This is a genomic window from Paenibacillus tritici (assembly GCF_013204885.1).
Taxonomy (GTDB): Bacteria; Bacillota; Bacilli; order Paenibacillales; family Paenibacillaceae; genus Paenibacillus_AQ; species Paenibacillus_AQ tritici.
Map to the genome: position 1 here is coordinate 266,914 of NZ_JABMKX010000006.1, position 14,702 is coordinate 281,615.

General features: G+C 53.1%; 13 protein-coding genes. All 13 read left to right on the forward strand.

Features of this window, described 5'->3' with window-relative positions; genetic code table 11:
* The first annotated feature begins 65 nt into the window (after positions 1-65).
* The 13 genes from HQN87_RS12875 (at position 66) to HQN87_RS12935 (ending at position 14,677) form a co-directional block, all read left to right on the forward strand.
* Entirely contained in the window at positions 66-1,052 is a 987-nt protein-coding gene (locus HQN87_RS12875) for a polysaccharide deacetylase family protein (RefSeq protein WP_173133339.1), read from the forward strand.
* 78 nt (positions 1,053-1,130) lie between these two features.
* Complete coding sequence (locus tag HQN87_RS12880) at positions 1,131-2,396, forward strand: M16 family metallopeptidase (protein ID WP_173133342.1); 1,266 nt, start codon at positions 1,131-1,133, stop codon at positions 2,394-2,396.
* On the forward strand, positions 2,374-2,820 hold the full coding sequence (gene dut / locus HQN87_RS12885; RefSeq protein ID WP_173133345.1) for a dUTP diphosphatase: 447 nt from the start codon (positions 2,374-2,376) through the stop codon (positions 2,818-2,820). The genes HQN87_RS12880 and dut overlap by 23 nt, the downstream gene beginning before the upstream one ends.
* 219 nt (positions 2,821-3,039) lie before the next feature.
* Complete coding sequence (dpsA, locus tag HQN87_RS12890) at positions 3,040-3,936, forward strand: dipicolinate synthase subunit DpsA (RefSeq protein ID WP_173133348.1); 897 nt, start codon at positions 3,040-3,042, stop codon at positions 3,934-3,936.
* Entirely contained in the window at positions 3,937-4,533 is a 597-nt protein-coding gene (locus HQN87_RS12895) for a dipicolinate synthase subunit B (RefSeq protein ID WP_173133350.1), read from the forward strand.
* A 180-nt stretch (positions 4,534-4,713) separates the two neighbouring features.
* On the forward strand, positions 4,714-5,934 hold the full coding sequence (gene dapG / locus HQN87_RS12900) for an aspartate kinase (protein WP_173133352.1): 1,221 nt from the start codon (positions 4,714-4,716) through the stop codon (positions 5,932-5,934).
* A gap of 16 nt (positions 5,935-5,950) precedes the next feature.
* Positions 5,951-6,826, forward strand: coding sequence for a 4-hydroxy-tetrahydrodipicolinate synthase (gene dapA / locus HQN87_RS12905; RefSeq protein ID WP_173133354.1), 876 nt, complete (start codon positions 5,951-5,953; stop codon positions 6,824-6,826).
* 572 nt (positions 6,827-7,398) lie between these two features.
* Complete coding sequence (locus tag HQN87_RS12910) at positions 7,399-9,078, forward strand: ribonuclease J (protein WP_173133356.1); 1,680 nt, start codon at positions 7,399-7,401, stop codon at positions 9,076-9,078.
* A 156-nt stretch (positions 9,079-9,234) separates the two neighbouring features.
* A complete protein-coding gene (locus tag HQN87_RS12915) occupies positions 9,235-9,735 on the forward strand; it encodes an RNA polymerase sigma factor (RefSeq protein ID WP_173133358.1) in 501 nt (166 codons plus the stop codon).
* Positions 9,732-10,751 carry an anti sigma factor C-terminal domain-containing protein gene (locus HQN87_RS12920; RefSeq protein WP_173133359.1) on the forward strand — a complete coding sequence of 340 codons (1,020 nt, stop codon included), beginning with the start codon at positions 9,732-9,734 and terminating at the stop codon, positions 10,749-10,751. Before HQN87_RS12915 ends, HQN87_RS12920 begins: the two co-directional genes overlap by 4 nt.
* 149 nt (positions 10,752-10,900) lie before the next feature.
* Positions 10,901-11,695 (forward strand): ClpP family protease, encoded by a 795-nt coding sequence (locus HQN87_RS12925; protein WP_281424902.1) that lies wholly within the window; start codon positions 10,901-10,903, stop codon positions 11,693-11,695.
* On the forward strand, positions 11,692-11,907 hold the full coding sequence (locus HQN87_RS12930) for a YlzJ-like family protein (protein WP_173133362.1): 216 nt from the start codon (positions 11,692-11,694) through the stop codon (positions 11,905-11,907). Before HQN87_RS12925 ends, HQN87_RS12930 begins: the two co-directional genes overlap by 4 nt.
* A gap of 97 nt (positions 11,908-12,004) precedes the next feature.
* On the forward strand, positions 12,005-14,677 hold the full coding sequence (locus HQN87_RS12935; RefSeq protein ID WP_173133376.1) for an FtsK/SpoIIIE family DNA translocase: 2,673 nt from the start codon (positions 12,005-12,007) through the stop codon (positions 14,675-14,677).
* The last annotated feature ends 25 nt before the right edge of the window (positions 14,678-14,702 follow it).

A 14,702-nucleotide genomic window follows, 5' to 3' on the forward strand; every position in this document is an offset into this window, starting at 1 on the left:
TCCCGGCACTCTTTAACCCTTGTGCGGGACGGATCAGACCGTTTCTGCCGGGGAGGTAAGACGTTATGAAGACGGACAAGGCGGCGTTAGTGCTGGCTTGCATCGCAGTAGTTATCGGAATTGGCAGTACGAACGGACCCGTGAAAGAGATGATTGCCGGGCTTAAGCCGCCGGCGGATGTTGCCGTGATGAGTTATGCTACAGCGCAGAGTGAAGATGAACTGCGTGCGCAGATTACCCGCCGGGCCAAGGAGCTGAATGCAGCGCCGGTAGATGCTGTGGTGGACCGGGTATGGAAAGCCATACCCGGCTATAACGGTCTTGAAGTGGATGTGGAGGCCACCTACCGGAACGCGCTTTTGCGGGGGCCCACAGAGAACCTCAAGCTGATGTACCGTCAGATCAAGCCTAAGATATCGCTGAATGATCTGGGAGCACAGCCGATCTACCGAGGGAATCCGGCGAAGCCCATGGTGTCGCTGATGATTAATGTGGCTTGGGGGAATGAGTATATCGGGCCCATGCTGGATATTCTCGATGCGGAGAAGGTCAAGGTGACTTTTTTTCTGGACGGAAGCTGGCTCAGCCATAACAAGGAGCTTGCCGCCGAAATGCTGAAGCGCGGGCATGAGGTGGAGAATCATGCGTATACCCATCCTAAGATGAGTGCACTCAGCCGCGCGCGTGCCACTGCCGAAATCGAGAAGACGCAGAAGCTGCTGAAAGAGAGCCTGGGAGTGACGAATATCTGGTTCGCTCCGCCATCAGGGGACTTTAATCAGCAGACGGTGGAGATTGCCGCTTCGCTGGGACTGAAGACGGTGCTCTGGACACTGGATACGGTGGATTGGCGGCATCCGTCCCCGGAATCCATTATTGCCAAGATCAGCAGCAAAGCGGAGCCGGGTACCTTGGTGCTAATGCATCCTACTGCGTCCTCCTCCAAAGCGCTGAGAGGGATGATCCGGGGCATCAGAGCCAAGGGGCTGCAGCTCGGAACTGTCAGTCAGACGCTCTCCCCGGAGCGTATCGCTGCTCCCGAAGTTGAGTGAACGGACTATTTCTGATAGGATAAGAGGCGCGAATAATAAATACAGACAGATACAGGGCTGTACCAGGAGGATTTTACATTGGACAAAATATTATTATCGAACGGACTCCGCGTGGTTACCGAGAAGATCCCGACCGGCCGGTCCGTATCTTTCGGAATCTGGGTCAAGACGGGCTCCCGCAATGAGAATCCGCTGAACAACGGGATTTCCCATTTCATTGAGCATATGCTCTTCAAGGGGACTGACCGGTACAGTGCGAAGGATATTGCCGAACAGTTTGATGCGATTGGCGGCAACGTCAATGCGTTTACCTCGAAGGAATATACATGTTTCTATGCCAAAGTGCTGGATGAGCATCTGCCGATTGCCGTGGATGTGCTGGCGGATATGTTCTTCCGTTCACGGATGGATGCCGAAGAGCTGGCCAAGGAGAAAAATGTCATTTTAGAGGAAATCGCCATGTGCGAGGATACGCCGGATGATCTGGTCCATGAGCTGATGTGTGCCGCCGCTTACGGCGAACACCCGCTGGCCTACACCATTCTGGGACTCAAGGAACGTCTGCTGGAGATGACGCCTGACGACCTGCGTGCGTATATGAAGGAGCAGTACACCATTGAGAACACAGTAATCAGCGTAGCCGGTAATATCAATGACGGGCTGATCCAACTGCTCGAGCAGCATTTCGGTTCCTTTAAGAATCACGGGGAATCGCCTTCGCTGACCGAACCGGATTATCAGGGGGAGCTGGTCTTCCACAAGAAGAAAACAGAGCAGAATCATATCTGCATCTCCTTGCCGGGGGTCCAAAGCGGCGGTCCGCTGCAGTATCCTATGGCGCTACTAAATAATGCGTTCGGCGGCGGCATGAGTTCACGGCTGTTCCAGGAGATCCGCGAGAAACGCGGGTTGGCGTATTCCGTATTCTCCTACCATAGCGCCCAGGCGGATAGCGGTTTGTTCACGGTGTATGCCGGTACAGCGCCGAAGCAGACCAAGGAAGTTACAGAGCTGATCAAAGAGATGCTGCATGATCTTGCTGTTAACGGCCTTAGCGAAGATGAACTGCGTAAAGGCAAGGAGCAGCTCAAAGGCAGCCTGATTCTCAGTCTGGAGAGCACAGGCAGCCGGATGAACCGGATGGGCAAAAATGAACTGATGCTCGGAAGGCAGGATACGCTGGATGAGATGATAGCCAAAATTGAGGGCGTGACCATGGAGGATGTGGACACGCTGCTGGACTTTATGTTTGCGCAGCCGTTGTCTCTGGCGATGGTAGGCACAACAGATAAAGCGATAGCCAATGTTAGGAGAGATGATCTTGTCGCATTACGTGCAAATTAACAAGCTGCCGGGCAATGAGGATGTACTGCTGCCCCGTAAAATGTCCGAGCAGGCCTCGGGATATGATCTGTATGCCGCTGTAGGAGAGGCTGTGGTGCTTGCTCCGGGCGAGCGGAAGCTGATCCCCACAGGAATATCACTGGCGATGCCGGACGGGCTGGAGGCCCAGATCCGCCCGCGCAGCGGGCTGGCGCTGAAGCACGGCATCACATGCCTGAACACACCGGGGACCATTGATGCGGATTACCGGGGTGAGATTAAGGTGCTGCTGATTAACCTGGGACAGGAACCGTTTGCGATTGCCCGCAATGAGCGGATTGCCCAGATGGTATTCCAGGTTGTGCCGTCTGTAACGCTGGAGGAGGTCGCTGTGCTCTCTGAAACGGAGCGCGGTGCCGGCGGTTTCGGTCATACCGGTAAGTAAGCAGGGCTTAATTCTATAGCGATCATATAAAAGCTTGCGGAATCAGCACCTTCGGGTGCGTGTCCGCAAGCTTTTATGCGTTATTTGCCTTGATTTCAGGGCAAACTCAGTGATTTATATCCGTGCGGCAGGAATTCTTCTCCGCTCTTCACCCATTGGCTGAATCCGGCATATGATGCTCTATAGTCGAATGTGTATGTGGAAAGGAGCGTCATCCCTATGCTTACTGGCATCAGGATCGTGTTCCTGGGCGGGGACGCGAGACAGCTTGAAGTGATTCGGAAATGTGTGGAAATGGATGGGGCGGTAAGCGCTGCCGGGTTCGATAAATGGGATGCCCCAAGCCCGGGGGTAAACCTGGAACCACTGTCGGCAGAACTGCTCGGCCGTGCAGATGTGCTGGTGCTGCCGGCGGTCGGCTGCGATGATGAGGGTTACATTAATGCGCTGTTCTCTTCGGAACGCCTGCAATTGCGGGAGGAACATATCACTGCCTTGCCGGCTCATGCGACTGTGTATACCGGCATGGCCAAAACCTATTTGCGCGGCCTTTGTGCCGGACATTCGCTGAAGCTGGTGGAACTGCTGAACAGAGACGATGTAGCCATTTACAACTCCATTCCGACGGCGGAGGGAGCGCTGGTTATGGCTATCCAGAACACGGATTTTACAATACACGGCTCCACCTCGATGGTGCTGGGGATGGGCAGGACCGGCTTCACGATGGCCAGGACCCTCCAGGGAATGGGAGCAACGGTAAAGGTAGGCGTCAGAAAGCAGGAGCATTATGCAAGGGCAGCGGAAATGGGCTGGAAGCCTTTTATGACGGAGGATTTGCTGCTGCATGCGCCTGAAGCGGATCTGATCTTCAATACCATACCAAGCATGATTATCAACGCACAGGTTCTTTCACGGCTTCAAAAGCATTGCGTGATCATTGATTTGGCTTCCGCGCCGGGCGGATGTGATTTCCGTTATGCCGAGAAGCGCGGGATCAAGGCCATGCTGGCACCGGGACTTCCCGGCATTGTTGCCCCCAAGAGCGCCGGAATTATTATGGCAGGTGCACTGGTACAGTCGATATCGGACGAGACTTTAATCAGGGGGGATGAATGAATGGATTGGCACGGAAAAACAGTAGGTTATGCAATTACCGGCTCACACTGTACCTTCGCGGAGGTGATGCCGCAGATTCAGCGGTTCATGGACGGCGGCGCGAATGTGGTGCCGATTATTTCTGCTTCGGTGCTGAATACGGACACCCGCTTTGGAACCTCGGAAAATTGGTTAAAACAGTTGAAAGATATAACAGGGAATGATATCATTTCTACAATTGTTGAAGCGGAGCCGCTGGGTCCTTCCAAGCTCCTGGATGTGCTGACGATCGCTCCCTGCACAGGGAACACAACGAGCAAATTAGCGAACGCCATGACGGACAGTCCGGTGCTGATGGCTGCCAAATCGCAGATGCGCAACCAGCGTCCGCTGGTGCTGGCGATCTCGACGAATGATGGTCTGGGGCTCAATGCCGCGAATATTGCGAAGCTTCTGGTAGCCAAACATATCTATTTCGTCCCCTTCGGGCAGGATAATCCCGAGGGTAAGCCGAATTCGCTGGTGGCGCGTATGGATCTCATTCCCGAGGCCTGCTACGCCGCCCTGCAGGGCCATCAGCTCCAGCCCATGCTGGTCGGACGGTTTCCTTCAGCATAGATCACGGAATCATAACGGATATGCCTCATTTCTGCCGTCCTCATCCCGGGGGCGGCACGTACAATTTTATGCTGGAGTTACATTTAAGTATCGCAACTACGAACACATCTGCTTCATGGGGTGATTTATTTCACGTAGGGTTCTGTAGGTTTGCTGAGAGAAGTAATGGAGGAATTATACATGGGTATTTTAGTGCAAAAATTCGGCGGAACCTCACTCTCCACACCGTTGGCCAGAGAACACGTAATCCGTCATGTCAAGCGTGAGCTGGCCAGCGGATTCAGCCTGGTGGTAGTAGTCTCGGCCATGGGCCGCAAAGGGGAACCGTACGCGACGGATACACTGCTGGATCTGGCAGTTCAGAGCGGGAACTCCCTGCCGGACCGGGAGCGGGATATGCTGATGTGCTGCGGGGAGATTATCTCGGCGGCCAATCTGTGCGGACTGCTGGAGCAGGAAGGTATTCGTTCGACGGTGCTGACAGGGGCGCAAGCCGGATTTCTGACAGATAACAGCTATGGCAATGCGAGAATTCTGGATGTGCGGACGGAACGTATTCTACGCGAATTGCGTGAGCATAAAGTAGTTATAGTCACCGGCTTCCAGGGTCAGACTGAAGCAGGTGACTTCACCACCCTCGGCCGCGGGGGCAGCGATACCTCGGCAACAGCTCTCGGAGCTGCGCTGCGTGCGGATATGGTTGATATCTATACAGATGTGGACGGAATCCTCACTGCTGATCCGCGGATTGTCGAAGATGCGAAGCAGCTTACTTATGTCAGCTATACGGAAATTTGCAACATGGCTTATCAGGGGGCGAAGGTTATTCATCCCCGGGCTGTAGAGATTGCCATGCAGGCGCAGATTCCGGTACGTGTACGCTCGACCTTCTCGGAAGCGGAGGGGACGCTGGTGACCCATCCGGAAGGCTTCAGCGACGTTTCGCATGGAGTGGTGGACCGGTTTGTCACGGGTATCGCCTATGTCAGCAATATCACGCAGATCTCCGTGGAATGCCCGGAGGGCAACGGAACGGGCGTGCAGCTGCAGATCTTCAAGAGCATGGCCGACAACGAGATCAGTGTTGACTTCATCAACGTAACTCCAAGTGAAGCGCTGTATACGGTGAATGATGATAAGTCAGAGCAGGCGATCGCTGTGCTGCAGGAGCTGGGGCTGCGTCCCAAGAGCTTGTCCGGCTGTGCCAAGGTCTCGGTAATCGGCGGAGGCATCAACGGTGTTCCGGGAATCATGGCGCGGATTGTTGAGGCGCTCAGCTCGCAAAATATCCAAATTCTGCAATCGGCAGATTCCAATACAACGATCTGGGTTTTGGTGAAGAAGGAAGATATGGTGCAGTCGGTTCGCGCGCTGCATACCAAATTTGAATTGCACCGCTGACAAGGAGGAATTCAAAGTGGATTTCGGAAGACTAATAACCGCAATGGTAACCCCGTTCGACGGGGAGGGAGAAATCAACTGGGAAGCAACTTCAAGGCTGGTTGACTATCTGATCGAAGAGCAAAAGTCCGCTGCACTGGTAGTCTGCGGAACAACCGGCGAATCGCCGACCTTAAGTGATGAGGAGAAGCTGCAGCTGTTTTCTTTTGTCAAAAAGCAAGCGGGCGGTCGCTGTAAAATCATTGCCGGTACCGGCAGCAACAGCACCAGACATTCTATTGAACTCACTAAGGAAGCTGAGAAAATCGGCGTAGACGGTGTCCTTCTGGTCGTCCCTTATTATAATAAACCCAATCAGGAAGGGCTCTACCAGCATTTCTCTGCGATCGCTGCTGCGACTTCGCTGCCTTGCATCCTGTACAATGTACCCGGCCGGACTACGGTGAGTATGAGTGTAGCTACGACACTGCGGCTGGCGGAGATTCCGAATATTGTGGCTACGAAGGAATGCGCGTCAGTCGATCAGATTACCTGGATTGCCTCTGCCTGCCCGGATGACTTCCATGTCTACTCCGGGGATGATTCTGCCGGTCTCGCCACGCTTGCCGTAGGCGGTCACGGAATTATCAGTGTGGCGAGCCATGTCGTCGGAGCAGAGATGCTGGAGATGGTTGAAGCCTTCACATCCGGTAATGTCAGCCGTGCAGGTGAGCTACACCGGAAGCTGTTTCCAGTCTTCAAGGGACTATTCGAATGTCCCCAGCCGCTGCCTAATCCTTCAGCCGTCAAGTATGCGCTGGGTCTGCGCGGGGTCGATGTAGGCTCGGTCCGCCTGCCGCTGGTTCCCCCGACGGAAGAAGAGGCGGCCTTTATCGCCGCTTTGCTTAAATAGGAATCGTATTATATTCATAAGCAGATTCATACCGTTAACCGGCCGCTCTTTGGAGCGCCGGTTTTTTTATTTGTCTGCTCCGTATAAAGACTATGTAAAAAAAGCAAGCTCTAAAGCGCTTTTTTGCTTGTCTTTTCCTCAAATAATGGCTGTTTGTTAAGGAAAGAATAGGACCAGGCACAAGGTGACTTGTCTTTTGCCAAAAAAATCATGTATAATGAACTTAAGTGACTTGGTGCGGTTAAAATAAAATATGCGGTAATCTTCCGGCAATGTGAATTTGCATTGTGAGACAGGATAGGTCCTTGAATAAGTCTGTGCTAAATATGCCGGATTTACGCGCGAGGGGCGCGGTGGTGGAATTTTGACGGCGTTTGCCCGCTTCAAGACGATATTTACTGCCCGATTCGGGAGTTTAGACTTGCGCAATTATACAGGCTTATCGGAAATTCCTTGTCGAAATAAGGAGTTAACAGCATTTTGATGTATATTACAGCGCCGCTGAAATATTGAAGCTCATTGTTAACAAATAAAAAGTATGACGTCCAACATCATAGGAGGGTTAGATTCATTTGTCCAAAAAAAACAACAACGATAAACTGACGATATTCGCACTGGGCGGAGTCGGCGAAATTGGGAAGAACATGTACGTAGTTCAGTACGGCAACGACATTGTAGTCATTGATGCCGGTCTGAAATTCCCGGAAGAAGATATGCTTGGTATTGATATTGTAATACCGGATATCTCCTACCTCACTGAGAACCGTGACAAGGTAAGAGGGATTGTCCTTACCCACGGACATGAGGATCACATTGGCGGATTGTCTTATGTGCTTAAGAACCTGAATGTTCCGGTATACGGAACAAGACTTACCCTGGGCCTTGTCGAGAACAAGCTCAAGGAAGCTAACCTGCTTGGCGAAACCAAGCGGATTCTGATTGACGAGAATTCGGAAGTGGAGCTGGGTACTTCCCTTAAGGCAACCTTCTTCAGAACCAATCATAGTATTCCGGATTCTGTTGGAGTATGCGTCGAGACACCGGAAGGTAATGTAGTCCACACAGGTGACTTCAAATTTGACCACACGCCAGTCAACGGCCAATTTGCCAATCTGCACCGTATGGCAGAGATTGGATCGAAGGGTGTTCTGGCCTTGCTGTCAGACAGCACCAATGCCGAGAAGCCTGGCTTCACGCCTTCTGAGAAGAATGTCGGCATCGTGCTGGAGGATATTTTCCGCAAAGCTGAACAGCGTGTAGTTGTAGCAACCTTTGCTTCCAACGTGCACCGTATCCAGCAGGTAGTGAATGCTTCTGAAGCCACGGGCCGTAAGATTACAGTCATTGGCCGAAGCATGGTTAACGTAGTATCTATTGCTTCCGAGCTCGGGTATCTGCACATTCCTGACGGTATGCTGATTGAGCCTGAAGAGATGAACAGAATGGCCGGCAACCGTGTAGTTGTACTGTGCACAGGCAGCCAAGGCGAGCCAATGTCGGCACTGACCCGTATGGCGCGTTCCAGCCACCGCAAGGTGGATATCCTGCCGGGGGATACCGTTATTATTGCGGCTACACCGGTACCGGGTAATGAGAAATATGTAGGCCGTACCATTGATGAATTGTTCCGTCTGGGTGCCAACGTGATCTACAGCGGCTCCAACTCCGGCGTTCACGTATCCGGTCACGGCAGCCAGGAAGAGCTGAAGCTGATGCTCAACCTGATGAAGCCGAAGTATTTCATGCCTATTCACGGTGAATTCCGCATGCAGCGCAAACATGCGCTTCTGGCTGAATCCGTCGGCGTAGAACCGGGCAACATCTTCATCACCGAGCTTGGTGAAGTGATTGAAATTTCCGGAGGTGCAGCACGCAGAGCCGGTAAGGTTACTGCAGGCAACGTGCTGATTGACGGACTTGGTGTCGGCGATGTCGGCAATATTGTCTTGCGTGACCGTAAGCTGTTGTCCCAGGACGGTATTCTGGTAGTTGTGGTAACCCTCAGCAAGCAGAACGGAGCCATTGTCTCCGGTCCGGACATTATCTCACGCGGATTCGTATACGTACGGGAATCAGAAGGTCTTTTAGACGAAGCGAACCGGATTGTCTCCGGAACGCTGCAGCGTCTGATGAGTGAGAAAGTCAATGAATGGGCTTCCCTGAAGACCAGTGTCAAAGACTCGCTCGGCCGGTTCCTTTATGAGCAGACCCGCCGCAGACCGATGATCCTTCCGATCATCATGGAAGTGTAATTAAGAGCTTTTCTTAAGAATATATGCAGGGCAATAGCCCCTTCTTCCCGGAAATATTGGACGGTTTCCTGGGGAGGAGGGGCTTTTTGTGTTTTTTTTATCTGCCGGGAATAACATTTGGGCAAGCTGACCGTTATACAGGCAAGGAGGTGCAGAATGGAGCCTAAAGACATGGAGAGGGTGCTCCAACCCAAACTGGCGGAGATTCGCCGTTATTTGATCCGGCTCGGTGCCGAAGCCTCGGATGCTGAAGATATTGTGCAGGACACCGTGTATAAGGCGCTGCTGTATCTGGAGTCAATTGATGAGCACAAATTCAGCGCCTGGTTATATAAGGTTGCGATCAACCGGTATTTTGACTATTGCCGCAAACAGAAGAGGTATCTGTATAGCGGTGAAGAGGTGGAAGAACATCCGGCCCAGGAGCAGGAGCTGCCGGAGGCGGTTCTGCTGCGCAGGGAGCGGAAAGAGGAGATTGAGGGCGTGCTGGCCCGCTTGAATCCGGTCAACAAGCAGCTGATTTTGATGAAATATGAAATGGACCTTTCCTACAAGGAAATTTCCTCCCTGCTTGGCATTTCAGAAGCAACCGTGAAGGCTACGCTCTACCGGGCCAGACAGCAATTTCAACAATTATATGGAGGTGAGGGCGAATGACAGCCCCATGGGATGAAGCAGAAGACCAGAATATTATGCAGACCCTGAAGAAAACCAAACGGAAGAGTATGATCCGCAGCATCTTGATTTCACTCGGAGTCAGTTTGCTTACGCTGTTGATCGTCTTCTATGGAGCAGCACAGCTTGTAGGTCATCTGTCCATGAATGCCCACTATAGCGAACAGAAATACAGAATGATCAGCAGCCCCAATGAATTCGATTCCGGCTACAAGGATAACCGCGGCTTTTTGTCAGGCGTCCTGGAAATGAATACCTACAAGATTGTCGATGACGTACCTATCCCCTGGAAAACCAGATGGCTCAATTACAATCCCTGGTGGTTCCCCTTCACAACGGGTGCGTACGGCGGCGAGTCAAACCTGACTGTTGAAGATCCGCGTATGAAGCAGGAGGGGTACGAGTACTACCGGAATTATAATTCAGACAATGGACAACGAGAGATGGCCTTCTATATCCCGGGAGTCGATTACAACGGAAAGATCATCAATGATCTTCCCGAGCTGGACCGGATGAACGGAGACAAGCGGGTGGAGCTGTCCGTATCCTTCGATAAGGACTATTCATTTGAAGAGGCGAAAAGCCTGCTGCCCACAGGCATAAACCAGGTCTGGTACTGGGTGGACACGTATGATGACCGGGAAGGATTCAACTTCAAGCCCTATCCGAACGAGAATGACGCGAATAAACTGAATTACCCCACGCCGATGGGTCCAGGATTCGGAGTCTACGGCTTCGGGAACCGGCCGGATTGGGATCAGGCGAAGCCCGAGGATTTCATCGGCACAGTGCAGGCTGGAGTGGACAAGAAAGACAATTATCACAGTGAATATCAGCGGATCTTCAATTATTTGAAAAAAGACAAGGCTGCACCGGAGGCCGGTGATATCCGTATTCTGGGCGTGGTCGTGACCGGCACCGCCGAAGAATTAAAGAGTCTTAAGGGCCAGAGCTACGTGCGCGGAGCAGCGCTGGGTGCGGTGGTGGATAAGTATTAAATACAGGGCGGCCGTTTATGAAGCGGCCGCTTTTTAATATATCTGCAGCTATATAGTGCATAAGGGAGTCCCCCGGAATGTCATACTAACAGAAATCAGAATGGCTGCCGCACAGGAGTACTGCAGTCAGAAGGGGAGAGCTGCGCACGATGGAATTTACAGAAGCAAATAATGCCGGCGGAGAGAGCAACGAAGAGACTTTGCCCGGCGAGGTTAAACCAGTTGTGAATGAGCCGGCTCCGGCAATGATACCTGGACCGGTGGGGGTGCTGAAGGAGCTTGGGCAAACGGCAGTTCCGGCAGGAGAGCCGGATATTTTTTGTATGACGATTATCGGGCAGATTGAAGGGCATTTCGTATTGCCGCCCCATAACAAAACAACGAAATATGAACATATCATTCCCCAGCTTGTTGCAGCCGAACAGAATAAGACGATCAAAGGGCTGCTGATAATCCTGAATACGGTTGGAGGAGATGTAGAGGCGGGACTGGCTATTGCCGAGATGATCGCTTCCTTGTCCAAGCCGACGGTAACGGTGGTAATCGGCGGAGGTCACAGCATTGGCGTACCGATCGCGGTATCCTCCACGTATTCGATTATTGCCGAAAGTGCGACCATGACCATTCATCCCATCCGGATGAACGGCCTGGTTATCGGAGTGCCGCAGACCTTCGAGTATATGGAGCGGATGCAGGAGCGGATGGTTAAATTTGTAACCTCACATTCCCGCATTACAGAATCCCAATTCAAGGATCTGATGTTCAAAACCGGAGAACTCAACCGGGATATCGGCACCGCTGTAGGCGGACAGGATGCCGTCAGATTTGGTCTTATGGATGAGGTGGGCGGTATTGGGGCCGCGCTGGCCCATCTGAACCGGATGATTGCCGCTGCGCCCCCGCTGATGAACGATACTCTTCCGCAAGGAGGGCTGACCCAATGACCTTTTATACGATTCTGCCGATGGAGCAAGTCTTCGAGGGGGCGTTCAATTATGCCCAGTCCGTGCAGGAGATGACTATTCAAGGTGTTCTGATGCAGGTCGAGCTGCTGGATGGAGGTCAGGCGAGGGTGGTCCGGCTGCTGCAGTGTCCGCTGGATAAATATCTCGATGCTTCTTTCTCCCCCGGTGCCATCCTACAGTTAGACAAATAAGTACGAACAAGCAGCCTAAAGATGCATATTCTGACAAAAGAGAACATAGGTACGCCACGCCATTATATGGTATAATGTTGTCTCGGGGGTGGCTGGCGTGGCTAAACGGAGAAAGAAGAAGAAAAAAGCGCTGCTGGGCAGTGTTTTAAAATATGAAATCTACGGAATTCTGCTTATTACGATTTCGGTCATTGCCTTGTCGGGCGAAGCGGCTGTTGGACGCTCACTGTCAAGCATGGCGGGATACTTACTCGGCAGATTCTATTTTGTGCTGCCGCTGGCGGGAACTTTTTACGGGCTGATGGTGATGATTCACCGGAAATGGCCTTCTGGCTGGAACAGCCGCTATACCGGGGGCCTGCTCCTGCTGCTGTCCATGTGCCTGATGAGTACCATTTCGGCGATGCAGCAAAAGCTCGGCCCGCTTGGTATGCTGCATCCGGGCAACGTACTGTCACAAATACATAATGATCTATCCGGCGCCCTCTCACCGGGCGCTGGCGACAGCAGTGTGTACATGCTGGGCAAGGACATCAGCGGAGGTTACATCGGAGCCCTTGAATATGCTGCGCTGCTGTGGCTGTTCGGCAATCTGGGGGCCAAGCTGCTGATGATTGTGCTGCTGGCAATCAGTTTCATGCTGATCACCAACCTGTCTTATGTGGAGCTGTTTACTCTGCTCCGGGTTAGAACGGTCAAGCTGATTGAGGGAATTAAGCTCAGATCAGCGAACCGCCCCGCAGCCGTTCCGGTGGTGAACAGCAGACCTGCCCGATCCAGCAGAGTCACAGCCCCGGAGCCGGCAGATGATGAGGACTATTATGAAGACGATGACGGCTCTGACCAGCAGTTGCCCAGACGCGGACAGTCGAAGCTGCTGGACAGAGTGGCCGGCTGGTTCGGCGGATCTGCGCGCAATGAACAGCCTGCAGACATGGAAGATCCGGAGGAGGCACTGCCGGATATCATCATTACAGATCCGCGGAACGGCCCGGTCATCTCTGGACTCGCCGCAGGCAGAGGCATTCCTCTTGAGGATGATGGCGAGGAGGACTTCCCGGACGACGAGCTGGAGCCTGTTACTCCGATTATTCGTGATTTCTTCGAGCATATCCGGGCTGAAGGGCTGAATGCCGAGGACAGGGAAGAATGGAGCGAGTTCTCACCGGCTGCGCGCGGCGGCGCTGTGACAGGGCCCGGAGCAGCGGAGCAGCGGACTCCGGCAGGAGACCCGGCATCCTTGGGGGATTCCGGTGAAGAAGCACTTCCTCTAGAGCTGGACGGACTACTGGAGACGGCAGAGCATAGCGAGCTGGCACCGATAGTTCCCCCGCCGCCGCCTCCCAAGCCGTACAAGCTGCCGTCCTTCCGTTTGCTTGCCAAGCCCAATAACGGGGCCAAGGCGGGGGATCAGAACGACTACATGCAGACGGCCCGCAAGCTGGAGGCCACACTGGAGAGCTTCGGAGTACGGGCTAAGGTGCTGGAAGTGGTCCGCGGACCGGCAGTGACCCGTTATGAGATTCAGCCGGATATCGGCGTGAAGGTCAGCCGGATTGTCAATCTTACCGATGACATTGCGCTTGCACTGGCAGCCAAGGATATCCGCATGGAAGCGCCGATTCCCGGCAAATCTGCGATCGGCATTGAAGTGCCGAATGCGGAGGTCTCGGTCGTCACCATGCGTGAAGTGATGGAGACACAGATTTTTCAGGATGCGGAGTCACGGCTGTCCATTGCCTTCGGACGGGATATCTCCGGGCAGACGATTATCGGCAATCTGGCCAAGATGCCCCATTTGCTGGTAGCGGGAGCTACCGGTTCCGGTAAGTCGGTCTGCATCAACGGGATTATTACAAGTATCCTGTATAAGGCTAAGCCGAATGAAGTGAAATTCCTCATGGTTGACCCTAAGATGGTCGAACTGAATGTATATAACGGCATTCCGCATCTGCTGGCTCCGGTAGTTACGGACCCCAAGCGTGCCAGTCTTGCCCTGAAGAAAATTGTGGTAGAGATGGAGAAACGCTATGAGCTATTCTCCAAATCAGGCACACGTAATATGGAAGGCTATAACACCTTAATGAAAGACAACCCGGCGGCAGTGCTGCCCTATATTGTTGTCATTGTGGACGAGCTTGCCGATCTGATGATGGTCGCTGCGAATGATGTGGAGGATGCGATCTGCCGGCTGGCCCAGATGGCGCGGGCGGCAGGAATCCACCTGATTATCGCCACACAGCGTCCTTCTGTGGATGTTATTACCGGACTCATCAAGGCGAATATTCCTTCACGTATTGCCTTTGGCGTCTCGTCGAATGTCGATTCCCGGACCATTCTGGATATGCCGGGGGCTGAGAAGCTGCTCGGACGCGGGGATATGCTGTTCCTGCCGATGGGTGCTTCCAAGCCGATCCGTGTCCAGGGCGCATTCATGAGCGATCAGGAAGTGGAGACCATTGTTCAGTATGTCAGCAGCCAGGGGGAAGCGAATTACGATGAATCCCTTGTCCCTGAGGTAGACGATACCTTAACGGAAGATCAGGAGCCGCAGGATGAGCTGTATGAACAAGCGGTTCAGATTGTACTCGAAGCCAAGCAAGCCTCGGTATCGCTGCTTCAGCGGCGTATGCGGGTGGGCTACACGCGCGCTGCGCGCCTAATCGACTCTATGGAGGCCAGAGGTGTTATCGGCCCTTACGAGGGCAGCAAGCCGCGTGAGGTGCTGATGTCGCTAGAGCAGTACCAGCACAGCAGACTGAGCTCCTAAACTGCAAAAGAGATGACCCAAGTTA